The 22,755-nt window shown below is 70.4% G+C and carries 20 protein-coding genes and 4 tRNA genes; 9 read left to right on the top strand and 15 right to left on the bottom strand.

Features of this window, described 5'->3' with window-relative positions; all coding sequences use genetic code 11:
• Positions 1–405: 405 nt before the first annotated feature.
• Positions 406–1,689, bottom strand: a complete 1,284-nt coding sequence (murA, locus tag J1M64_RS08280) for a UDP-N-acetylglucosamine 1-carboxyvinyltransferase (RefSeq protein ID WP_119191951.1) — start codon at positions 1,687–1,689, stop codon at positions 406–408.
• Positions 1,690–1,761: 72 nt separating this feature from the next.
• Between murA and J1M64_RS08275 the strand changes: the two genes are divergently transcribed.
• The gene (locus tag J1M64_RS08275) at positions 1,762–2,337 is read left to right on the top strand and encodes a cob(I)yrinic acid a,c-diamide adenosyltransferase (RefSeq protein WP_069388706.1); all 576 of its coding nucleotides are present in this window, start codon (positions 1,762–1,764) and stop codon (positions 2,335–2,337) included.
• A gap of 59 nt (positions 2,338–2,396) precedes the next feature.
• Here J1M64_RS08275 and J1M64_RS08270 read toward each other — a convergent pair whose 3' ends face one another.
• The 7 genes from J1M64_RS08270 to J1M64_RS08240 form a co-directional block, all read right to left on the bottom strand.
• Positions 2,397–3,281, bottom strand: a complete 885-nt coding sequence (locus tag J1M64_RS08270) for a LuxR C-terminal-related transcriptional regulator (protein ID WP_119191950.1) — start codon at positions 3,279–3,281, stop codon at positions 2,397–2,399.
• A 181-nt stretch (positions 3,282–3,462) separates the two neighbouring features.
• Positions 3,463–4,698 carry a GTP-binding protein gene (locus J1M64_RS08265; RefSeq protein ID WP_206473840.1) on the bottom strand — a complete coding sequence of 412 codons (1,236 nt, stop codon included), beginning with the start codon at positions 4,696–4,698 and terminating at the stop codon, positions 3,463–3,465.
• Positions 4,686–5,471: an enoyl-CoA hydratase gene (locus J1M64_RS08260; protein WP_067712041.1), complete on the bottom strand. Its 786-nt coding sequence runs from the start codon at positions 5,469–5,471 to the stop codon at positions 4,686–4,688. Before J1M64_RS08260 ends, J1M64_RS08265 begins: the two co-directional genes overlap by 13 nt.
• Positions 5,472–5,556: 85 nt before the next feature.
• The gene (locus J1M64_RS08255; protein WP_206473839.1) at positions 5,557–8,814 is read right to left on the bottom strand and encodes an arabinosyltransferase domain-containing protein; all 3,258 of its coding nucleotides are present in this window, start codon (positions 8,812–8,814) and stop codon (positions 5,557–5,559) included.
• A gap of 87 nt (positions 8,815–8,901) precedes the next feature.
• Positions 8,902–8,975: transfer RNA gene (locus tag J1M64_RS08250), tRNA-Phe, on the bottom strand.
• Between the two features lie 49 nt (positions 8,976–9,024).
• Positions 9,025–9,101, bottom strand: a tRNA-Asp gene (locus tag J1M64_RS08245).
• Between the two features lie 163 nt (positions 9,102–9,264).
• Positions 9,265–9,337 (bottom strand) — tRNA-Glu (locus tag J1M64_RS08240).
• A gap of 103 nt (positions 9,338–9,440) precedes the next feature.
• Here J1M64_RS08240 and J1M64_RS08235 point away from each other — a divergent pair.
• From J1M64_RS08235 to phoU, 3 genes are all read left to right on the top strand, one after another.
• Positions 9,441–9,516: transfer RNA gene (locus tag J1M64_RS08235), tRNA-Lys, on the top strand.
• Between the two features lie 61 nt (positions 9,517–9,577).
• The gene (gene dusB / locus J1M64_RS08230) at positions 9,578–10,756 is read left to right on the top strand and encodes a tRNA dihydrouridine synthase DusB (RefSeq protein ID WP_067712036.1); all 1,179 of its coding nucleotides are present in this window, start codon (positions 9,578–9,580) and stop codon (positions 10,754–10,756) included.
• A gap of 77 nt (positions 10,757–10,833) precedes the next feature.
• Entirely contained in the window at positions 10,834–11,616 is a 783-nt protein-coding gene (phoU, locus tag J1M64_RS08225) for a phosphate signaling complex protein PhoU (protein WP_067712032.1), read from the top strand.
• Between the two features lie 95 nt (positions 11,617–11,711).
• Here the strand turns inward: phoU and pstB are convergent, their stop codons facing one another.
• The 6 genes from pstB to J1M64_RS08195 form a co-directional block, all read right to left on the bottom strand.
• Positions 11,712–12,488, bottom strand: a complete 777-nt coding sequence (pstB, locus tag J1M64_RS08220) for a phosphate ABC transporter ATP-binding protein PstB (RefSeq protein WP_067712029.1) — start codon at positions 12,486–12,488, stop codon at positions 11,712–11,714.
• A 16-nt stretch (positions 12,489–12,504) separates the two neighbouring features.
• Positions 12,505–13,419: a phosphate ABC transporter permease PstA gene (gene pstA / locus J1M64_RS08215; protein WP_067712026.1), complete on the bottom strand. Its 915-nt coding sequence runs from the start codon at positions 13,417–13,419 to the stop codon at positions 12,505–12,507.
• Positions 13,419–14,471: a phosphate ABC transporter permease subunit PstC gene (gene pstC / locus J1M64_RS08210; protein WP_082923668.1), complete on the bottom strand. Its 1,053-nt coding sequence runs from the start codon at positions 14,469–14,471 to the stop codon at positions 13,419–13,421. The genes pstA and pstC overlap by 1 nt, the downstream gene beginning before the upstream one ends.
• Before the next feature lie 77 nt (positions 14,472–14,548).
• Positions 14,549–15,655, bottom strand: coding sequence for a phosphate ABC transporter substrate-binding protein PstS (pstS, locus tag J1M64_RS08205; RefSeq protein WP_096905966.1), 1,107 nt, complete (start codon positions 15,653–15,655; stop codon positions 14,549–14,551).
• Positions 15,656–15,910: 255 nt separating this feature from the next.
• Positions 15,911–16,882 carry a mycothiol synthase gene (gene mshD, locus J1M64_RS08200; RefSeq protein WP_132063997.1) on the bottom strand — a complete coding sequence of 324 codons (972 nt, stop codon included), beginning with the start codon at positions 16,880–16,882 and terminating at the stop codon, positions 15,911–15,913.
• Positions 16,879–17,568, bottom strand: coding sequence for a response regulator transcription factor (locus tag J1M64_RS08195; RefSeq protein WP_067712021.1), 690 nt, complete (start codon positions 17,566–17,568; stop codon positions 16,879–16,881). The genes mshD and J1M64_RS08195 overlap by 4 nt, the downstream gene beginning before the upstream one ends.
• Positions 17,569–17,650: 82 nt before the next feature.
• Between J1M64_RS08195 and J1M64_RS08190 the strand changes: the two genes are divergently transcribed.
• The 4 genes from J1M64_RS08190 to J1M64_RS08175 all read left to right on the top strand — a co-directional run bounded on the left by J1M64_RS08190 (position 17,651) and on the right by J1M64_RS08175 (position 20,590).
• Positions 17,651–18,391 (top strand): DUF2993 domain-containing protein, encoded by a 741-nt coding sequence (locus tag J1M64_RS08190; protein WP_132063998.1) that lies wholly within the window; start codon positions 17,651–17,653, stop codon positions 18,389–18,391.
• 10 nt (positions 18,392–18,401) lie between these two features.
• On the top strand, positions 18,402–19,232 hold the full coding sequence (locus J1M64_RS08185; protein ID WP_067712016.1) for a sulfurtransferase: 831 nt from the start codon (positions 18,402–18,404) through the stop codon (positions 19,230–19,232).
• A 48-nt stretch (positions 19,233–19,280) separates the two neighbouring features.
• Positions 19,281–19,781 (top strand): hypothetical protein, encoded by a 501-nt coding sequence (locus J1M64_RS08180; RefSeq protein WP_067712013.1) that lies wholly within the window; start codon positions 19,281–19,283, stop codon positions 19,779–19,781.
• 119 nt (positions 19,782–19,900) lie between these two features.
• Positions 19,901–20,590 (top strand): FABP family protein, encoded by a 690-nt coding sequence (locus tag J1M64_RS08175; RefSeq protein ID WP_083249488.1) that lies wholly within the window; start codon positions 19,901–19,903, stop codon positions 20,588–20,590.
• Positions 20,591–20,618: 28 nt separating this feature from the next.
• Here the strand turns inward: J1M64_RS08175 and J1M64_RS08170 are convergent, their stop codons facing one another.
• The gene (locus J1M64_RS08170) at positions 20,619–21,527 is read right to left on the bottom strand and encodes an aminodeoxychorismate lyase (protein ID WP_069388594.1); all 909 of its coding nucleotides are present in this window, start codon (positions 21,525–21,527) and stop codon (positions 20,619–20,621) included.
• Between the two features lie 39 nt (positions 21,528–21,566).
• On the opposite strand from J1M64_RS08170, the gene J1M64_RS08165 reads away from it, so the two are divergent.
• Positions 21,567–22,730, top strand: coding sequence for a folate-binding protein YgfZ (locus J1M64_RS08165; RefSeq protein WP_083249487.1), 1,164 nt, complete (start codon positions 21,567–21,569; stop codon positions 22,728–22,730).
• Positions 22,731–22,755: the final 25 nt, after the last annotated feature.

The raw sequence follows: 22,755 nt of genomic DNA, 5'->3' as shown, positions 1-22,755 counted from the left end.
AAACTGGCTGTTCAAACAAAAACGCGACCCCCACGACAGGGATGTGAAAGGGTCGCAACCAAACAAAAAATTTGGCACTATCACAAACAAAACACACTGTTGAGTTCTCAAACAACACCCACACACCACTGACCAGCCATCCGAAGACAACCAGCTCGCGGGGTAGTCACTGCAATCCGCCACCCGCTCGGGGCAACTTCTCCAGCGTAGGTGACCCGCCCGCCCCAGTCAAACCAGGAGAACCGGACACCCGCACTTTCCCACCACCCGAACCAGGCCCTCGCCTCTCGGCTCCGGCCCGCTCCCTGGCGGCTCCGATAAAGTTACACGGGCCGCGGCGAAAGTACTAATCGCCTGGTCAGAGGCGGTTTCGGCGTTGCGTGCCCGATCTCCGCCCCGTCGACCTCAACGATGGGTGGGCACTCGCTCGATCTCGCCGCCGAGGGACCGGACGTTCCCGACGAAGTCGGAGTATCCCCGGTCGATGTGGAAGACCTCGCAGACCTCGGTGACGTCGTCCGCGCACATGCCGGCCAACACGAGCCCGGCCCCGGCGCGGATGTCGCTCGCCCAGACCGTCGCGGAGTCCAGGCGTTCGCGGCCGACGATCTTGGCGTGGTGACCGTCGGTCTCGGCGGTCACGCCCATGCGGACCATCTCCTCGACGAACCGGAACCGTGCCTCGAAGAGGTTCTCGGTCACCACCGACACCCCCTCGGACACGGAGGCGAGTGCGATCGCCATCGGCTGGAGGTCGGTGGGGAAACCGGGGAAGGGCAGGGTCCGGATGTCCCGGGCCCGCGGCCGGCCCTCCTGGGCGACCCGGATCCAGTCGGGCCCGGTCTCGACGTCGGCACCCACCGCGCGCAGGTTCTCCAGCACCACATGGATGAACATGGGGTCGATGCCGGTGACGGTGACGTCGCCCCGGGTCATCACCGCACCCATGGCCCAGGTGGCCGCGACGATCCGGTCCCCGACCACCCGGTGACTGACCGGCGTCAGCTCATCGACGCCGCGGATGGTGATCGTGCTCGTCCCCGCGCCGCTGATCTGTGCCCCCATCTCGTTGAGCAGGTCGCAGATGTCAACGATCTCCGGCTCGCGCGCGGCGTTCTTGAGAACCGAGGTGCCCTCCGCCAGGACCGCCGCGGTCACGAAGGTCTCGGTCGCGCCGACGGACGGGAAGCTCAACTCGTAGTTCGCGCCCCGGAGCTCGGTCGCGTCGGCGACGAGTCGGCCGTGGTCCATGCGGGTGCGGGCGCCGAGCCGGTTGAGTCCGTTCTGGTGCCAGTTGAGGGGACGGCTTCCGATCGCGTCTCCGCCGGGCATCGCGATCACGGCGCGATGATGGCGGCCGACCAGTGGTCCCAGGATGCACACCGATGCGCGCAGGCGCTGGGCCGCTTTGTCATCGGCCACGTGCCCCAACTCAGCCGGGGTGTCGATCACGACGGTGTCGCCGGAGACCTCGACCGTGCACCCGAGGTGGCGCAGCACATCGGCCATCGCGGGGACGTCGGAGATCGTCGGGCAATTGGTCAGCGTCGTCCGCCCCTCGGCCATGAGCGCCACCGCCATCAGCTTGAGCACGCTGTTCTTGGCGCCTGATACGGAGATCTCGCCGGACAGTCGGGTACCGCCGCGGACGAGGAAGCTCTCCTCGCGGGACGTGGGATTAGCGCTCACGGTTCCACCCTAGGCGAGAGGAGGGAGGGATCCGCTCCAGCCGCGGCCCCGCGGCAGCGTAGGTTGGCCGACATGGCTGTTCACCTGACCAAGATCTATACCCGGACCGGCGACGACGGGTCCACGGGCCTCTCCGATTTCTCGCGCGTGAGCAAGAACGATCCCCGACTGGTGGCGTACGCGGACTGCGACGAGGCCAACGCGGCGATCGGCGTGGCCGTGACGCTCGGAGGCCTGGACGACCGTGTCGTCGCGGTACTGCGGACCGTGCAGAACGACCTCTTCGACGCCGGCGCGGACCTGTCGACGCCGGAGGTCGAGGACCCCAAGTACCCGCCGCTGCGCATCGAGCAGGCCTATATCGATCGCCTCGAGAGCTGGATCGACCAGTTCAACGCCGAGGTGCCGGACCTGACGTCGTTCATCCTGCCGGGCGGGACCCCGGGGGGTGCGTACCTGCACGTCGCCCGCACCGTCACCCGACGGGCGGAGCGTTCGGCATGGGCGGCCGTCGAGGCCCATCCGGAGACGACCTCGGTCCTGCCCGCGAAGTACCTCAACCGGCTGTCGGATCTGCTGTTCGTCCTGGGCCGGGTCGCGAACCCGGAGGGCGACGTCCTGTGGGTGCCCGGCGGGGAGCGCGGCTGACCGGAGCTCAGCGGACGGAGCGCGGCTGACCGGAGCGCGACCGGCCGGAGCGGGGCGGGTCAGGGCAGCGCGCCCATGCGGCGCGCTGCGTTGACCGCCTCGAACCGGGTGTGCGCGTCGAGTTTCCGCATCACCGACCGCAGGTAGCTCTTCACCGTCTCGGCACCGATGCCCATGTCGGCGGCGGTCTCGATGTTGGTCTTTCCCTGGGCGACGCAGGCCAGCACGTCGAGTTCGCGGCGGGACAACCGCGCGGTGGGCATCTCGGGCGGCGGGGAGACCATCTCGGCGCAGATGCGTTCGAGCTCCACGCGGACGTCCGGGTCCTCGGTGCGTGAGGCGAGCATCCGCAGGCGGGCGTGGGTCTCGCGCATCCGCTCGTTGGACAGCACGTCGTCCCACCGGCCCTCGCCGGAGCCGGGCCCGACCGGGGCGGCGCCGCGGGCCGCCAGTGCGTCGTTGACCGCGATCTCCTGTTCCAGGGCGCGGGCGGTGGCCGCCATCTGGTTGAGGACCTTCTCGCCGAACCGGACCGAGGAGTGGACACCGGCGTAGATCACCGCGCGTACGTCCTTGCCCACCACGACGGGGATGGCGGCCATCGACCGCAGCCCCTCGGAGAGCACCGGCAGGTCGTACTCGTGGGTGATGACCCCGGCCCGCGGGTAGTCCGCCACGCCGACCGGCTTGCCGGTGGCCATGACCCGACCGCCCACGCCGGCCCCGTAATGGACCTTGAGGTCCTTCATCGCCGAGGTCCGCATCCCGAGGGACTCTGACAGGACCAACGTGTGGCCCTCCCCGACGACACCACCGATCGTCACGGGGATCCCCGTGGCCTCCCGCAGCGCCGCGATCGCGCTACGCACCGAGGCGAGGTCACGCTTGCGTCGCTGGGCGTCCCCGGCGCCGCTCGGGCCGTGGCCGGTGTTGTCCTCGTCCACGAGGTCTCCTCCCTCGTCCGTGCAGCACCCCCGCCGCGGGCGGTTGGCCCCCCTGCCGGTGCGACACTTCGGCGTCGTCAGCGCCACTATACGCACGTGGTCGGGGTGACGCCGAACCAGAACATGAGAGAGGCGTCAGGTCGTCGGGGGTACCGGCCGCAGCTTCGTCCCCGCACCGCGGTCAGGGGGTGAAAGCTGGATCGAATGCCTCCGGATCCTCGGGATCGGCCAACATCGCGGCGACCCCGGTGACGGGCGCCGCGCGCTGTTCGTCGTAGATCCATTCCTCGACGTCGCTGGAGTCCGGGTCGCCGACGAGGTACGGGTGCAGGCCCAGCATGGCCGAGGCGTCAACCGTCTCCCCGGTGTCCAGCACGGCCTCGTCGAGGAAGCGGACCACCTCGTCGTCGTCCATCTCCACGCCGATCACCACCAGACCCTCCGGCCCCTCTCCCCCGGCGCGCAGCTCCAACCGGCGGCCCACCAGAGCCACCTCGTAGCGGCGGGGGCCGTCCGCGCCTGCCAGGGTCAACGTGCCCTTGGCGCGGTAGGCGCCGGCCGGCGGCGCCGAGACCGCGGTGAGGAAGCGGCGCGGGTGCAGGGGACCGGCCGGCGTCACGGTGACAGCCGTGTAGCCGTCATGCAGGTGTCCGTGCTCGCCGTGTCCGTGCTCGTGGTGTCCGTGCTCGCCGTTCCGGTGGGTGCCGCCGGACGTCGCGGCGGGCGCGGCGGTCGGGGAGCCGTCGGGGGCCATGTCCAGGAGCAACCCGGCCGGGACCGCGGCGCGCACCGCCGGGAGCACGGCCACGCGCGGGGCGTGGGTGCGGATCGTCGCGCGTAGTTCACCGAACCGCTCGCGGGTGACGAGGTCGCATTTGTTGACGACGACGAGGTCCGCCTCTGCCAGGTGCGACGCGAGTCGCGGGTGACGCGTCAGGGCGTCGTCGAGACCTTCGGCGTCGACCACCTGGACCATCCCCGCGTGGCGCGCCACGTCCCGCGGCACGTCGTGGACCATCCGCGACAGGACGGGCGGCTCGGCCAGGCCACTGGCCTCGATGACCGCGAGGTCCAGGCCCAGCTCGGGACCCGCGAGCCGGGTGAGGGTCTCGCCGAGCTCACCGGCGTCGACCTCGCAGCACACGCAGCCGTTGGCGAGCGAGACCATGGAGTCCACCCGCCCGGCGACGGCGGTGGCGTCCACGTCGATCTCGCCGAAGTCGTTGACGATCGCGGCGATGCGCAGCCCCGGCGCGCCGGACAGCAGGTGGTTGAGCAGGGTGGTCTTGCCCGCGCCCAGGTACCCGGTGAGGACGAGCACGGGCAGGGGCTCACCGGGGGCGCGGTGCGCGTCGTGCGTCCCGCCACCGCCCCCGGCGAGGTGCCCGTGCCTCAGTCCGTCGTTCAGCGACGCCACTCGGGCTTCCGCTTCTCCGCGAACGCGGACATGCCCTCCGTCTGGTCCTCCGTGGCGAACAGCGCGTAGAAGGCGTTCTGCTCGGCGAGCAGGCCCTCCTCGAGGGTGGTCTCGAAGGAACGGTTGACCGCCTGCTTGGCGACGATGGCCGTGGTCTTGCTCATGGAGGCGATCGTGGTGGCGACCTTCATGGTCTCGTCGAGCAGCTCGGCCGCCGGGACGACGCGCGCGACCAGGCCGGAGCGCTCGGCCTCGTCGGCGTCCATCTGGCGGCCGGTCAGGCACAGGTCCATGGCCTTGGCCTTGCCCACCGCACGGGTGAGGCGCTGCGAACCGCCCATGCCGGGGATGACGCCGAGGGTGATCTCGGGCTGGCCGAACTTGGCGTTGTCGCCGGCGATGATCATGTCGCACATCATCGCCAGCTCGCAGCCGCCGCCCAGGGCGAAACCGGACACGGCGGCGATGATCGGCGTGCGCGCGGCGGTGAGGCGCTTCCAGTCGTGGAAGAACCGCTCGAGGTAGATGCCCGGGTAGTTCTTGTCCTTCATCTCCTTGATGTCGGCGCCGGCCGCGAAGGCCTTCTCCGACCCGGTGATGACGATGCACCCGACCCCGGGATCGCCGTCCAACGCCTCGACGGCCTCGACGACCTCCTTCTCCATGCCGCTGGACAGCGCGTTGAGCGCCTTGGGGCGGTTGAGCGTGATGGTCGCGACCCGGTCGGTCTGCTCGACCAGGATGTTCTCGAACTGCTTCTCCGTCACGGACATGCGTGTCTCCAGTCTGTCGTCGTCAGGTGCCTGTGCGCCATTACTTGGAAGTCCTTGTAATAGCTCCGGGGCCGATGCTAGCCGGTCACCGCGCGAGCGGCCCACCGTTCCACAGTCCCGACCGTACGGCCTGGTCGTGGGTGACGGTCGCCTCGCGCGCCTCGGGCACGAGCGGGGTGTACCGCACGAGCGATCCCCAGTCGCGGTCCCAGTCGTGTTCGAGGTAGGTCGGCACCGTCTCGCCCTCGAGCAGCAACTCGATGAACCCGATGGGGCCACCGCCGTCCCACGCCTGCCACGTGTTGGTGGAGCTCACGGCCAGTCCCCGATCGGGCAGGACGCGGTATTCGGGCAGTTCGTGGACGCCGGCGTACTCGTCGAACGGGCGCAGGCACGGGGTGTGGAACGCGACCGCCCAGTCCGGCAGCACCGGCCTCGAGTCGCCGACCAGTTGCTGCATGGTGACCAGCTCCGGCATGCGCGGCGGGGTGAACGCGATCCACCGCGACGGGTCCGGGTCGAGGTCGCGCACGACCAACCGGATGGCCGAGGCGTCGGCGGGCAGGGTGTCCGTCGGTACGCGCAGGTTGCGCCAGGACGGAGCCGGCCCGATGTCGATCGGCAGGACCGAGCCCGCCACCTCGAACTCCCCGCCGCCGGTGGAATACTCGACGAGCACCGCGTCGGGAGCGAAGGACCCGGCCACGCCGATCGTGACGAGCGGGTCCTCCCTCTTCTGGCCGTTCTCCCCCTCCCCCTCGGGGAGCCGGTACCAGTTGGTGGTCGTCTCCGCGTTGAACTGCGCACCCGACTGGTGGCTGCCGAGGACCGGCACGCGGGCGGGGTCGAGTCCGAACGGCAGGACTGCGTGGCTGCCGTTGATGCCCTCCCCGATGCGCACGCCGCCCTCGGTGCCGGCGGTGGTCGACGTGGTGTCGGAGCCCTCGCCGGTGCCGGGGGTATCGGTATCGGCCGCCTGCGTGGCGGTGAGGTCGGTCGGGATCCCGTCGGGGTCGAACACGACCGCCTCGCCGCCGGCCTCGAGTTGGTCCCGGGGCTCGCCGACGGGGGCGAGCAGGCCGGCGTTGGCGTCGGGCTCGGCGAGCACGACATCGGCGATGCCGCACGGCTCGCCGGAGAGCGCGCGGAGGTTCTGCAGACCCACCGAGTACGCGGGGTACTGGTTGCGGACCGCTGCGGCCATGGAGGCGACGATGACGACGACGACGAGGGCCGCGGCCAGCCCGAGTGGGGCGTGGGAGACCTCACGGGCGAACCGGAGCAGGGGTCCGCGGTCGCCACCGTCCCGCTCCTGCCCGGTGCGCGTCATGAACGGCTCCCGGTAGTGCAGGACCAGGGCGGCGAGGAGTGCCACGAGCATCAGCCCGAGGAACACGGAGTACAGGGTGATCCCGGCGATGGTCGGCTGGGTGCCGCCCCACGGGATGCCGTAGATGGAGATGTACCACCAGCCGTTGGTGGAGGTGAAACTCAGCGCCAGCACGAACAGGACACCGGCGAGGAAGAGCATGCGGTTGCGCAGTGACCTGGTCGCCGCCGGGAGGACCGCCATGGTCACCAGTGCCGCCAGCGCCGCGCCGATGGTGGCGAAGGCGCCGAAGTGGTGGGTCCACTTGGTGGGGTTGAGCGCCATGAACGCGATCGAGATGGCCGCCAATCCCACGATGCGGCGGGCGGGGCCCACGGACACCCCGGGGATCCGGCCCTTACGGAACAGGATCGCCGCGCAGGTGATGAGGGACAGGAGCATGGCGAGTACACCGAAACGGCGGGCCAGCGAGCCGTCCGGGGTGGGGTTCATCAGCCATTCGTAGCGCCACACCTCCTCGTACCAGCTGCCCGAGGGGCCGACATCCCCGAGCAGCGCCGACGACTGCAGCGTGGTGACCAGCGGCTGGTCGAGGAAGATCAGGTGCAGCACGCCCAGTCCGGCGGCCAGCAGCGGCGCGACGGTCGGTACCCAGCCGTCGCGCTTCGCGCGCCGGATGACGAGCAGCAGTAGTGGCCTGGACGCGGCGATGATGACCGCGATGCAGAACGTTCCCGTGGGCGCTGCGGACAGGGTGAGCCCACCGATGATGAACCCGGTCGCCGCGGGTAGCAGCCGTCCCGTCGCGAGTGCCCGCTCGAGCGAGACCCAGGTGGCCAGGACACCGAAGGCGATGATCGGTTCGGGCCGGAGGCCGTTGTTGTAGGTGAGCCAGAACGCGAGGAAGACCGCGGCGGTGCTCCACCGCACGGCCGCGGCGCGGCGGGCGGCGATGCCGAGCCTCGGGATGACCTCCCGGGACAGCAGGATCCACGAGGCGATGCCGAGCAGCAGCGCGGGCAGTCGGAGCCAGACGCTGCCCAGCGAGATGGCGCTCATCGCTGTGTAGAGGTAGTACGGCATGCCGAACGGCGCGTACGGGGCCCCGTAGTAGCGGAACACCTCGGGCATGTAGCCGCTGGAGACGGCAGCGCGCGCCTCGGTGAGGATGTAGCCGTCGTCGGCGGTGTTGGCCCCGATGACGTGCCACACCAGGAGCGTCGCCACGACCAGCAGGTCCAGCGGACGCGGTTTCCACCAGCCCGGTGGGAGGATGCGTCGCGCGGTCCGCCCGTCCCGCAGGTCGAGCCGGTGCAACGCGACGAGTGCCACGAGGATCGCGAGGATGCCCACGACGATCGCGATCTGCTTGATGGCGGTCGCCTGCGTGGTGTAGCGCGAGTCGACCGTGATGTCGACGGCCATGCCCTCCGGTGCCGCGCCCTCCAGGTCGGTGAACACCCCGACCACCTGTGGACGGAGGTCCGCGTCGATCCGGCCCCCGACGCCCTGCCCGTCGATCTCCAGGCCGACGAACTCGGCGCCGATCGAGCCGGAGTCGGCCGTGACGCGGATCGTGGAGCACGCGCCGGGCGCGGCGACCGCGTCGGTGGGCGCGGAGGCGACGAGCGCGTTGCGGCTGCGGACCTCCACGTCGGGGCCGGCCACGGACACCATGAGCGCGCGGGCCGCCGCGTTCTCCCCCGCCTCGCGGGGCGCGGTCGAGACCAGCACGCCGTCCTCGCGGCCGTCGGGCAACTGCCCGACGGCCGTGCACGGCACCTCGACGGTGAGGTCGAGCGGGTAGTACGCGACGAGCGGCGCGGTGACCGGCTCGAGGGTGCCCGCCTCGGGCCAGCTGACGGTGGAGGTGGTCTGCGTGACCGGCAGCAGCGGCACGATGATCGCGAGCAGGATGCCGACGAGTCCGCTGACGGCGGCGACGATCCCCCACCGAGGTCCCGTTCGGGACTTTTCCGGCACGTCAGGGACCTCGGCGGCAGTCGATGGCATGGCGTCCACGCTATAACGAGGGGAGGACGTTCCCCGAAACGACGAACGCGCCGGAGGGGGTTCCCTCCGACGCGTTCGTCGGTGTTGTGGCCAGAGTCGGGATCGAACCGACGACCTTCCGCTTTTCAGGCGGACGCTCGTACCAACTGAGCTACCTGGCCCTAAGACCACCGGCGCACCCGGTGAACACCGAATGCGCCGGTATGTCTCTGGCGACCCTGACGGGACTCGAACCCGCGACCTCCGCCGTGACAGGGCGGCGCGCTAACCAACTGCGCCACAGGGCCGTGCTCTTCGCACGAGAAAGAACATTAGTGGACCGCCGGACCTTTGCGCAAATCGGCCCCCTGCCAGCCGTATCCGAGCACGTCAGGGTCGCGACAGAGGCACGCGGGCCATGAATGCACGAGGTCCCGGCCACCTGACGGTGACCGGGACCTCGACCATGTGTACCCCCTACGGGATTCGAACCCGCGCTGCCGGCGTGAAAGGCCGGTGTCCTAGGCCGCTAAACGAAGGGGGCCTACGCCACGTCCGGGTGCCCCGGTCCGCAGCGGGGTCCAGTGTAGGGCACCGCCCACCGGGCGGATAAACCAACCGCACACGAGGACGGTATCGTGACCGTCGCCCCTATAGCTCAGTTGGTAGAGCTACGGACTTTTAATCCGCAGGTCGTCGGTTCGAGCCCGACTGGGGGCACCATGTACCGCCCGGCGCGCGGGCCCATTGGACCTGCTCGCGCCCCGCTGGGAGAATCGGGGTCATGTCCGCACCCACCGCCGCCGCGGCCCCCGCACTGCGCATCGGCCCCCTGGAGCTCGCGTCCCCCGTCGTCCTGGCGCCGATGGCCGGGGTCACCAACGTCGCGTTCCGCACGCTCTGCCGCGAGATCGAGCGTGACCAGCAGGGCTCGGTGTCCGGCCTGTACGTCTGCGAGATGGTCACCGCCCGCGCCCTGGTGGAACGCCAGCCCGGGACGCTGCACATGGCCACCTTCGCCCCGGACGAGTCGCCGCGCAGTCTGCAGCTGTACACGGTCGACGCCGAGTACACCTACGCGGCCGCCAAGATGATCGTCGACGAGGACCTGGCCGATCACATCGACATCAACTTCGGGTGCCCCGTGCCCAAGGTCACCAGACGCGGTGGCGGGTCCGCCATCCCCTACAAGCGCCGGTTGTTCCGCTCGATCGTCGCCGCGGCGGTCCGCGCCACCGAGGGCACCGACATCCCGGTGACGGTGAAGATGCGCGTCGGCATCGACGACGCCCACCACACCCATCTCGACGCCGGCCGCATCGCCGTCGAGGAGGGCGCGCAGGCCGTCGCGCTCCACGCGCGGACGGCCGCCCAGCGGTACTCCGGGGAGGCGGACTGGTCGCAGATCTCCCGGCTCGTCGAGCACGTCGGGGCGGTCTCGGATGTGCCGGTGCTGGGGAACGGCGACATCTTCTCCGCCGAGGACGCCGTGCGGATGCGTGAACAGACCGGCTGCGCGGGCGTGGTGATCGGCCGCGGTTGCCTCGGCCGTCCGTGGCTCTTCTCCGAACTGGCCGCACGGTTGGACGGTCGCGAGGCGCCGACCCCGCCCGCGCTGGGCGAGGTCGCGCGCATCATGTACCGCCACGGCGAACTCCTCGCGCAGCACCACGGCGAGGACAAGGGGATGCGCGACATCCGCAAGCACGTCGCGTGGTACCTCCGGGGCTTCCCGGCCGGATCGGAGAAGCGGGTCGGCCTGTCCGCCGTCCGCACCCTGGACGACCTGGCCGAGCTGCTCGCGGACCTTCCCGCCGACGAGCCCTTCCCTGCCGACGGGTACGGACCGCGGGGGCGTCAGGGCTCCCCCTCCAAGGTGCTGCTGCCCGAGGGCTGGCTCGATGACCCGGAAGACGACGCCACCGCGCTCGAGGGCGCGGACGCCGAGAACTCGGGCGGCTGAGCCCACCGCGGACGAATGTTCACCGGTCGTTCACCGCACCGGCGGTGACCGCCCTGACATGCGCGTATTCTGGCAACATGCGTCTTGTCTACTCCGAAGAACTCGCGGGCCTGGCCACGTCCATGGCCCGGATGTGCTCCCTCGCGACCGATGACATGGAGCTGGCGACCCACGCCCTGCTCCAGGTCGACCTCGTCGCCGCGGAGAAGGTCCTGGAGTCCGCGACGGAGATGTCCAGGCTGGCGACCGAGAACGAGGAGCGGGGTTTCGCCCTGCTCGCCCTCCAGGCGCCCGTCGCGCGGGACCTGCGACAGGTGGTCACGTCGATCCAGCTCGTGCAGGACCTCGTCCGGATGGGCACCCTCGCCGGACACGTCGCCAAGATCGTCCGCCGTCGCCATCCCGAGCCGGTCCTGCCGGAGCCCGTCAACGGCTACCTCGCCGAGATGGGCCGGGTGGCGGTCTCACTGGGGCGCTCCGCCACCGAGGTCCTCCTCAACCGTGATGCCGAGCAGGCGGCCACGCTGGCACGGCAGGATGATGCCGTCGACGACCTCCGGCGCCATCTGTTCACCCTGCTCACCGTCCGAGAGTGGAAGTGGGGCGTCGCCTGCGCGGTCGACGTCACCCTCCTGGGCAGGTACTACGAGCGCTTCGCCGACCACGCCGTAGAGGTCGCCCAGCGCGTGATCTTCCTGGCGACCGGCGAGTACGCCACCGTCCCCGAGGACGACCCCGAGCGCCCGTCCCCCTCCAGCGAGGAACTGGTGCGCCAGTTCAACGAGACGGACCGGACCTTCAAGGAGCGCATCGCCCGCCACGAGGCCACGGGCCGGGACGGCACCGCCGGGGACTCTTGACACACCGCGACCTGACGTGGGGGAACGTCACTGCCCCGGTGCCGGCCTCGAGGCCTGTACCGGGGCAGTGACGTCCGTGTGAGCGCCGGGACGGGTCAGCCGAAACGGCCGGACACGTAGTCCTCGGTCTGCTTGTTGTCCGGGTTGGAGAAGATCTTCTCCGTGGAGTTGACCTCGACCAGTTGACCCGGCATGCCGGTGGCCTCGAGGGAGAAGAACGCGGTCTGATCGGACACGCGGGCGGCCTGCTGCATGTTGTGGGTGACGATCACGATCGTGAACTCGTTCTTGAGCTCGGCGATGAGGTCCTCCACGGCCAGTGTCGAGATCGGGTCGAGCGCGGAACAGGGTTCATCCATCAGGAGTACCTGCGGCTCGATGGCGATCGCGCGGGCGATGCACAGACGCTGCTGCTGGCCGCCGGAGAGCCCACCACCGGGCTTGTCGAGGCGGTCCTTCACCTCGTTCCAGAGATTCGCACCGCGCAGCGACTTCTCGGCGACCTCGTCGAGGGTCTTCTTGTTCTTGACGCCCTGGAGCCTGAGCCCCGCGACCACGTTCTCCTTGATCGACATCGTGGGGAACGGGTTGGGGCGCTGGAAGACCATCCCGATGGTCCGCCGGACGGCGACGGGGTCGATCTTCTTGTCGTAGATGTCCACACCGTCGAGCTTGATGGAGCCCTTGACGTAGGCCCCGGCGATCTCCTCGTGCATCCGGTTGAGGGAGCGCAGGACGGTGGACTTGCCACATCCGGAAGGGCCGATGAACGCGGTCACGGACCGGGGCGGGACGTGGAGGTCGACGTCCTTCACCGCGTGGAAGTCACCGTAGAAGATATCGACGTTCTCGAGGTCGAGTCGCTTTGCCATCTGAACCGATGTGTCCTTACTTGGTCTTCGGCGCGAGCGCCTTGGAAGCGAACGCCGCGAGAACGTTCGCGAGCGCGATGATGAGGATGAGCGTGAGGGCCGCGCCCCAGATGCGGTACTGACCGGCGTCGTTGGGGTTGGACAGCTGGTTGTAGATCAGCAGTGGCAGCGAGGCCATGTTGCCCTGGAAGAGGTCGTAGTTGTAGCTCGCGGTGTACCCCACCAGGATCAGCACGGGCGCGGTCTCCCCCATCACCCGGGCGAGCGCCAGGAAGATGCCCGAGATCATCCCCGACAGCGCGGTGGGGATGACCACGCTGGTGATGGTCTTCCACTTGGGCACCCCCAACGCGTACGAGGCTTCACGCAACTCATCCGGGACGAGCTTGAGCATCTCCTCGGTGGAGCGGACGATCAGCGGGATCATGAGCAGGACCAACGCGAGTCCCACAGCGAAGGCGCTCAATTCGAACTGCAGCATCGTGATCCAGATGCCGAAGATGAAGATCGCCGCGACCACCGAGGGGACGCCGGCGAGGACGTCGACCATGAGGGTGGTGGGTCGCGCCAGCGTGGAGTCGGGATACTCCACGAGCATGATGCCGGCGGCGATACCCAGTGGGATCGAGATGACGGCCGCGATGAGCGCCTGGACGAGGCTGCCGTAGATGGCGTGACCGACGCCGCCGGCGAGCGACGACGGCGATACCAGGAAGAGCGAGTTCGTCCACCAGTTCGGGTTGATGATCGCCTCGGCCCCCGCGGAGACCACCTTGTAGAGCAGCGCGATCAACGGGATCACCGCGACGATGAACGACAGGGTGAACACGACCGTCGCCACGGAGTTCTTCGCCTTCCGCCCACCGGAGACGGGGAGGAAGGTCTCGGACGGCTTGGCCGGTCGTGCGAGGTCGGGGGTTACCTGGGACATCAGCCGTTGACCTTTCCACCGGACACCGAGCGCGCGATGAGATTGACGATGAACGTGAGGAGGAAGAGCACGAGCCCGGCGGCGATGTAGGCCCCGGTCGACATCGGGTTGTTGAACTCCGCGGACCCGGAAGCGATCTTGGACGCGAACGTGAAGCCCCCGTCGAACAGGGAGAGGCCGCTGGCCGAGCTCGAGGCACGGAGGATGATGAGCACCGCCACCGTCTCACCGAGCGCTCTGCCGAGGGCGAGCATCGACCCGGCGATCATGCCCGATTTGGCGTAGGGGAAGCACGTCATCCGGATCTTCTCCCACTTCGTCGCGCCGAGTGCCAGAGCGGCCTCCTGGTGCAACGACGGGGTCTGACGGATCGTCTCGCGGGACATCGAGGTGATGATCGGGAGGATCATGATCGCGAGCACGATGCCCGCGGTGAAGATGGTCCCGCCTCCGGCGATCGAGACGTTCCCGTCGGCGAAGAGGAAGAACCACCCCAGGTTCTCGTTGAGCCAGGTGGCGAAGGGGGTGATCCACGGGCCGAGGACGATGAGTCCCCACATCCCGTACACGATCGACGGGACGGCCGCCAGCAGGTCGATCATCGCCGACAGCGCCCGGGAGATCCGGGGTGGCGCGTACTGGACGAGGAACGTCGCGATCCCGATCGCGACGGGCACCGCGAGCAGCAGTGCGAAGACCGAGCTCAGGACCGTGACCTTCAACAGGTCGAGGATGCCGAACCTCAGGTTGTCGGGATCGGTCGTGTTCCACTCGGAACTGGTGAAGAAGTTGACCTGGTCCTGGAGGATGGAGGGCACCGCCTGGAGGACCAGCACGATGCCGATCAGCGCGATGAGCCCGACGATGATCGCGCCCGCCGCGACCGTGACCGACCGGAAGACGGAGTCGATATTCCGGGACGACCCGTTGGTGAGCAGGCCCCGTGGGCCGTCTCCCCGGCCCCCGGCCCCCGGGTGGTCGTCCTCCGACCATTCACCGCGGCGGCCGGCGGTCTTGTCGACGTCTCGTTCGACGGAGTCGTGCACAGTCATGGGACCTTCAGTCTTCCGGGGGTCTGTATGAGGTCGGTCGCTGTCCCCGTCCGCGGACGGGGACAGCGACCGGGCTATCACTTGATCGCGTCGATCGCGTCAGTCAGCTTGCCACGGAAGGCGTCGGGAACCGGAATGTAACCCTCGCCCTCGAGCTCACCCTGCACGGACTCGGAGACGGCGACGTTCAGGAAGGCCTTGACCGCAGCAGCGGTCTCGGCGTCGGGGTACTCGGAGCAGACGATCTCGTAGGTCGGCATGAGGATCGGGTAGGCCCCCGCGGCCTCCGGGACGTAGAAGGACGAGGTGTCGATCACCAGGTCGTTGGTCCCCTCGTTCTGCAGCTTGGCGGAGTCGATGGTCGTGCCCGCGGTCTCGGCGTTGAGCTCCACGCCCTCGGCGTCCGCCGGCGTGATGACCTTGGCCATCGACAGGCCCTGGTTCTTGGCGTAGGACCACTCGGTGTAGGTGATGGTCCCCGGGGTCTGGCCGATCGCGGCCGAGACGCCCTCGTTGCCCTTGGCGCCCTCGCCGACGCCGCCGTTGAACGTCTTGCCGGCCTCCTGGGTCCACGCGCCGTCGGACGCGGCCACGAGGTACTTCTGGAAGTTGTCGGTCGTACCCGACTCGTCGGAGCGGAAGATCACGGTGATGTCCTGCTCGGGGAGCTCCACTCCCTCGTTCTCCGCGGCGATGGCCGGGTCGTTCCACGTGGTGATCTCGCCGTTGAAGATCTGGGCGATGGTGGAGCCCGACAGGCTGAGCTCGACCCCGTCGAGGTTGTAGGCCACCGCGATCGGACCGAAGACCGCCGGAAGGTTCCACGCGGGGCTCTCACAGCGCTGCTCGGCCTGGGGGTACTCGTCCTCCTTCAGCGCCGAGTCGGAACCGCCGAAGTCGGTCTGTCCACCGATGAACTCCTTCACGCCGGCGCCGGAGCCGTTGGAGTTGTAGTCGATGGTCTGTCCCTCACAACTCGTGGCGTAGGAGTTGGCGAAGATCGTCATGGCGTTGTTCTGCGCCGAGGATCCCGAGGCATTGAGGTTGGGCTTCCCCTCGCACTCGACGCCCGCGACGTTCTGGGCGGTGTCGTTGGTCCCCGCGTTGTCGTCGGAGCAGGCGGCCAGTCCGGCCGTCGTCAGGGCGGCCAGCCCGAGCAGGGCACCGGTGCGCTTGAGGTCCACAAAATCTCCTTGGTTCATCCGGTGGAGACCTCCACCGGGTCACGTTGTCGGCGACTGGGTCGCAGGGCCGGACCGGGACACGCCGATCCGACGTGGAGAGAACCTAGGGTGCGGACGTGAACAACGCCGAGGACGTAGGTGAACCCGAGATGAACTCCCTGGTCATGGGCTGTTCACCCGGACAGCCGTCCCTCCCCCCCCGCGGTACCCCACCTGGGGTGATCCTGAGATCTCGTCTCCGGACCGCCGCGGAATTCAGCGTGAGGCGTACGTCACGTCTCGGTGCTCGACGGCGAAACCGAGCCTCTCGTAGGTGCGGATGGCCGGGAGGTTGTCGCCCTCCACGTAGAGGACGACCGATTCCGCCCCGGCCCGGCCCTCGAGGTGCTCGACCCCGACGGCGGTGAGCAGACCGCCCAGGCCCCTGCCCTGGTCAGACGGGTCCACGGCGACCACGTAGACCTCGCCCTCGACCGGCTTCCCGGGCTCGGCGACGGTCTTCGTCCAGTGGAACCCGGCCAGCCGCGGCGTCTCGCCCGCGGCATCCACGGCGAGGAAGACCGCGCCGGGATCCACCCAGTCGACGCCGAGCCGGTCGTCGAGCTGCTCTCGCGTCCAGCCCCCCTGTTCCGGATGCCACGAGAACGCGGCGTTGTTCACGCGGAGGAACTCCTCCCGGGTGTCCATCCCCGGCCACCGCGACCCGCCCTCCGACGCGGCCTCGGCGAGGGTTCCGGTCTCGATCCCCCCGGGCGGGTGCGGATCCGGAAGCGCGGGCCCGCCGGCGGCGCGCCGGCGCATCTTCAGCAGTTCGCGTGTCCGCGCCAGCCCGAGGCCCTCTGCCAGGGCCCGCGCGGACGGCATGTCACCGTGCGCCCACATCGCGGCGCCGGGCTCGGCTTCGAGGACCGCGCGGACGAGGGCGCTCCCGTGCCCCCGGCGCCGGTGCGAGGGGTCCACGACCAGTTCCGCCGAGGCCTCGTCCCCGGCGCCGACGAGCTGGGCGTAGCCGACGATCGCGGGGTCAACGGAACCCCCGCCCGCGGCGGCACCGGGCTCATCGGGGTCGGTCGCGAGGAAGTGACGCGCCCCGCCGGCCGGCCCGCGGAGGGCCCGGAGGGGTTGCTCACCGAGGGGTGCGACCCCGTCGACCGATCCCGCCTGCCGTGCCATCGCCTCGATGCGGTCGGCGGCACCGGCGTCCGGTGCGCGTTCGGTGACTGTCATGCGTCGCCTCCGTCCTCCCTGCGATCCGACGGCCGGACCGCTTTGTACCCGACGTTACGGACGGTGCCGATCAGCGACTCGTGATCGGGACCGAGCTTGGCGCGCAGTCGCCGGACGTGGACGTCGACGGTCCGGGTTCCACCGAAGAAGTCGTAACCCCACACCTCCTGGAGCAGCTGCGCGCGGGAGAAGACCCGGCCGGGATGCTGGCACAGGTGCTTGAGGAGCTCGAACTCCTTGTAGGTCAGATCCAGGGGGCGCCCCTTGACGCGGGCGACGTAGGTCTCCTCGTCGATGACCAGCTCGCCGACCGTGAGGAGGCCACCGTCCGCCTCGCCCTGGGACGAGTGCCGCGCGGCGGCGAGGCGGAACCGGGCGTCCACCTCCGCCGGCCCGGTGGTCGGCAGGAGGATGTCGTCGAGGCCCCAGTCCCCGCTGACGGCGATCAGTCCCCCCTCGGAGACGACGGCGATGACGGCGAGGTCCCCGCCACCGGACAGCAGCCTGCACAGTGCCCGCGACGCCGCGAGATCACTCCGCGCGTCGACCAGGGCGAGTGCCGCACCGGAGAGATCCCCCAGCGAGGACGCCAGCGGCGGGAGTACACGCACCGAGTGCGGGAGGAGAGGCAGCGCGGGGATGACCGCCTCCGGGTCTGCTTCAGCGGCGAGGAGCACTACGTCCATGTCGCTTCCTCTCCGTCCGGGGGCCGAGACGATACTAGCGACCCGCACCCCCGAAACGGGGATTGGAGTACACCTGAATGCCATGAGACTCCCCCGCCCCGTCGTCATCGCGGCTGTCGCCGTGGCCGTCGTGGCCGGCAGCGCCTTCACCGTGGAGACGGTGTCCGCCTCACGGATCGAGGCCGACCTGTCCGGTCGGATCGACCCGGGGAACACTGGTGCCGGGCCCCCCTCGGTGACGATCGGCGGCGCGCCGGGGTCGCGGTGGTCCGGCCCGGACACCCTCGTCTCGGCGACGATCCGGGTCGAAGGGGTCGACCGGCCCGGGCTCGGGCCGGTCGCGGTGGAGGCCGTGGCCACCGACGTCTCCGTGCCGGAGGACCCGACCGGTCCGCTGACCGCCGGGGCGGTGACGGTCTCGGTACAGATCACCGGGGCCTCGCTCGGCCCGGCCCTGGGGATGCGGGACGTGCTGGTCGGCGCGGCCGACGACCCGAGCCTCGCCGGGGGTACCGAGACCCGGGCCCGGGTCACCGGGACACTCGAGGGATCCGACGTCCGCGTCTCGGCGTTCGTCGACCTCGTCGTCGACGACCTCGGCGCACGGCTCGTCCCCGTGGCACCCGCGACCGGGCCGGCGGGGTTCCCCGACGGCGACGGCGAGCTGGCCCTGCGCCGCACGGCACTGACGTTGGAACCGGACGTCCTCCCGCTGGGCGTGGCGGTCGAGACCCTCAGCATCACGGGCGGCACCATCACCGCCGCCGGTGACGGCGGGCCCGGCACCGCGCCGCTCGACGGCCTCGCACGGACGGACCTCTAGACTCGGGCCCATGAGTCGCGACGACGTACTGGTCAGCACCCGCTGGGCCTCCTCGCGCCTGGCCGACGACTCGGTGGTCTTCCTCGAGGTCGACGAGGACGTGACGGCCTACCACTCCGACGGGCACATCCCCGGTGCCGTCGCGCTGAACTGGCGAACCGAACTCCAGCAGGAGTACACGCGCGATCTCGTCGACCGTGAGCGGTTCGGCGAACTCCTGTCCGTTCGGGGCATCACCCGCGAGCACACCGTGGTGGTCTACGGCGGTAACCACAACTGGTTCGCCGCCTACGCCTACTGGTACCTCCGGCTGTACGGGCACCCCGACGTCCGCCTCCTCGACGGTGGCCGTATGCGCTGGGAACGGGACGGCCTGCCACTGGAGACCGAGCTGCCGCAGCGCCCGGCGACCGAGTACGTCGCCGAGCCCCAGGACCTGTCGATCCGGGCGTTCCGCGAGGACGTGCTCTCGGGCCTCGGCAGTGACGCGCTCGTCGACGTGCGATCGGTCGACGAGTTCACCGGCCGGCTCGCCGCACCGGCCGGCCTGCCCCAGGAGGGCGGCCGACAGCGCGGGCACATCCCCGGCGCGGTGAGCATTCCGTGGAACCGAGCCGTCACCCGCGACGGTACGTTCCGGCCCGACGCCGAGCTCCGCGAGATCTACGCCGATCTTCTCGGCACCCCCGGGCAGCGCGTCGTCACGTACTGCCGGATCGGCGAGCGGTCCAGCCACACCTGGTTCGTCCTCCACGAGCTCCTCGATCAACCGAACGTCGTCAACTACGACGGCAGCTGGGTGGAGTACGGCTCCCTCATCGGGGTCCCCGTCGAACGGTGAGCCGTGTGTTCACCCCGGCGGCCGGCGGGACTGGCTAATCTCGATCCCATGTCTCTCCTGTCGCGTGCGCTCGGTATGGCCGGGCGAGCCTCCGTCGTCGCCGTCGGCGCCGCGGTCGCCTCCACCGTCCTCGTGGGAATCGATCAACGCCGTGGGGCGACCCCGGCCGTGCCCGATCACCCCGGCCCCTACTCCCCCGAGGAGCGGGAGGCAGCCGTTCGGATGTACCTCACCGCGCTCACGGTCCCGGCCGCGGCGTTCCGTGTGCCGTTCGCGAAGGACTGTGTCCGTCGCGAGAACGGCCTGAAGACCGGGTTCGGGGCGGACCAGCTCCGGTGGGACCTCCACCTGCACCTGCAGTACTCGGTGATCCGCGAGGTCCGCGACATCGTCATCACCGTTGACCCCCCGGGGCGCGAGGGCGTCGTGCACGCGGACTTCACCCTGGCGACCGTCGTGGGCGCCACCGCGCGGGTCAGCGAGGACTTCGTCGTGCCCCCCGAGGACTGCCTCATCCACTCGATCGAGGCCCGCGTCTCACTCGGCTGAGAGGCTCGGGGTTAGGATTGGGCCATGGTGCTCTTCTTCGAGATCCTCCTGGTCCTCTGCACGCTGGCCATCCTGTGGGCCACCTGCTACATCGTGTACCGCACGGTCACCGACGAGTCGTGACGGAACGCGACCAGCCGAACACCGGTGACCCCACGCCGCCCGTCCCCGTAGGGGGAGGCGGCGGGTCGGTCGTGCCCGGATCCGGAAACGCGGCCGTCGACGCGGCGGCGGAGCGGTCGGAGGCGACCGCCCGCCGCAACATCGCCCCGTTCTCCGAGCTCCCGGTCCCGGAGGACACCGCCAACCTGCGCTTCGGCCCCGATCTGCACCCGGGTCTGCTGGCCCTGCTGCCCCTCGTGGGCGTCTGGGAGGGTGAGGGCGAGGCCGACACCGAGGACCGCGGCCAGCACCGGTTCGGCCAACAACTCATCGTCGCCCACGACGGCGAGAACTACCTGACCTGGACCTCCCGCGCCTGGACCTTCGACGCCGGTGGCGCCGTGGACGATGCGGCCTACCGGGAGACGGGATTCTGGCGGATCTCCGCGGATGACCAGCTCGAGTTCCTCGTGGCCCACGCGTCCGGCGTGATCGAGATGTACTACGGCGCACCGATCAGCCAGTCGGCCTGGGAGATGACCACCGACGTGGTCCTCGCGTCCCCCACCGGACCCAAGCGTGGCGGCGCCAAGCGCATCTACGGGATCGTCGAGGGTGGCGACCTGGGCTGGGTCGAGGAGCGCGTCCACCCGGAGCGGGGCCTGGTGCCCCACATGTCCGCGCGACTGCGTCGGATAGCCGGCTAGCGGTTCCCCGCCCGGGTGGCGGGGCCCGTCACCCGCGGCCGACCGCGCGGTCGACCATGCCGACGACATCGATCCCGGGGTCCCCGGTCGACAGCGTCACATCGTCGACCCTGCGGACCCGCGCACACAGGGTCACCGAGGACAACAGCCACACCGCGTCCGCGGCCAACAGGTCGGTCAGCAGCAGCCGCTCCCGCCGCACGCGCACACCCTCGGCCCCGGCGATCTCCGCCATGGCCGCCAGGGTGGTGCCCTCGAGGATCCCCACCTCCGCCGGAGGGCTCACCAGCTCACCGCCGCGGGCGATCACCACGGTGGAACGGGGGCCCTCCAGCACCTCGCCGTCGGAGGACAGGTAGATCACGTCGTCGAACCCGGCCGCGGCGGCGTGCCGCAGCGCCGCCATGTTGGCCGCATACGACAGCGTCTTGGATCCGAGCAGCAGCCACGGGGCGGACGCGGCGACGTCCGACGCATACCCCCGACCGAGGGCCGTCACCGCGATTCCGTCGGCCCGTGCCCGCAGGGCCACCCCGCTCACGGGCGCGACGGTGATGTAGGCCGTCTCCCGCCCGCCGCGCTCGGGCCCGCGGGACAGCACCAACCGCAGCATCGCCTCCGAGTCCGGCCCCCACCGGCGCGCGGCCAGGTCGATGCCCGCCAGCCACTGCTCCGGGGACGGCCCGGTCAGCCCCAGCGAGGCCGCTGATCTGGCGAGTCGCGCCAGGTGACGTTCCGGCTTGGCGGGGCGGCCACCGACGACGAGGAGTGTCTCGAAGCAACCGTCGCCACGGACGGCGGCCAGGTCGTCGGCCAACAACAGTGGCTGATCGGACGGGTGGACCCGGGGACGCGGCCCCTCCGGACCGCCCGCGACGAGGACGACCACCCGTGCGTCGTCAGTCCGGTCGGTACCCGTTTCCGCTGCTGTGCCCATGCCGCCCAACACTACGGCGGGGTACGTAGACTCGCGATCGTGACCGACCCAGTTGTGCCCGAGCGGACCGACAGCGGCTACCGCAGCCCGATCCTGAACCGCCCCGGAGCAGTGAACCAGGCCGACACCTCCCCCGACGTCGGGGTGCCGTACCACTACGGCGACCCGTTCGGGGAGCAGCGCGCGGCCGACTCCGCGCCGGTGGTCGTCGACCGCTCCCACCGGGACGTCCTGACCATCGGTGGCAGCGAGCGGCTGACCTGGCTGGAGGGCTTCGTCTCCCAGCACGTGTCCGAGATCCCGGACGGTGGCGGCGCCGAGACGCTGGTGCTGGACGCGAACGGGCGGGTGGAACACCACGCGGTCCTCGCCGACGTCGCCGGCACGCTCGTCGTGGACACCGAACCCGGCCGGGGAGCGGACCTGCTGCAGTTCCTCACCAAGATGGTGTTCTGGGCCGACGCGACACCGGAGACCGCGGACCTCGCCGTCCTCACCCTCACCGGCGCCGCCCTCCCCGCCACCCTCGAGGCCCCGGACGGCACCGAGGTGACCCTGCCGGTCGGGGACTACGCCGGCATCCCGCTGCCGGGCGGCGGTGTGGCCCGGCGGATGCCCTGGCCCCTGACCGGATCGATCGACCTGCTGGTCCCGCGCTCCGAACTGAGCGCGTGGTTCGACGCGGCGGTCGCCGCGGGAGCGCGTCCGGCGGGTTCGTGGGCGTTCGAGGCCCTACGGGCGGCGGGGACGACCCCGCCACGCGGCCGCCTCGGGGTGGACACCGACGAGAAGACCATCCCCCACGAGCTCCCCACCTGGATCGGCGATGTGGCGCAGCGCGGCGCCGTGCACCTGGACAAGGGGTGCTACCGCGGCCAGGAGACCGTCTCCAGGGTCCACAACCTCGGACGGTCGCCCCGGGTCCTGGTCCGACTCCAGCTGGATGGATCCGCCAGCGACGAACTGCCCGTGCCGGGCGCCGAGGTCCGCGCCGCCGGCCGCCCCGTCGGACGCGTCGGGACCGTGGTCCAGCACCACGAGGACGGACCGGTGGCCCTCGCCCTGCTCAAGCGGTCCGTGGCCGTCGACGCCGCCCTCGAGATCGACGGGGTCGTCGCCGCCGTCGACCCGGACAGCGCCCCGGAGGACACCGGGACCCAGGCCGGACGAGAGGCCATCCGCCGACTCCGCGGCCAGGCCTGACACCCCCGCGGGGGTCGGATCACCC

The sequence above is a fragment of the Dietzia sp. KRD202 genome (assembly GCF_017168155.1).
Classification (GTDB): domain Bacteria; phylum Actinomycetota; class Actinomycetes; order Mycobacteriales; family Mycobacteriaceae; genus Dietzia; species Dietzia kunjamensis.
Note: the sequence above shows the minus strand (reverse complement) of the source record. Positions and strands in the feature narration are given on the sequence as shown.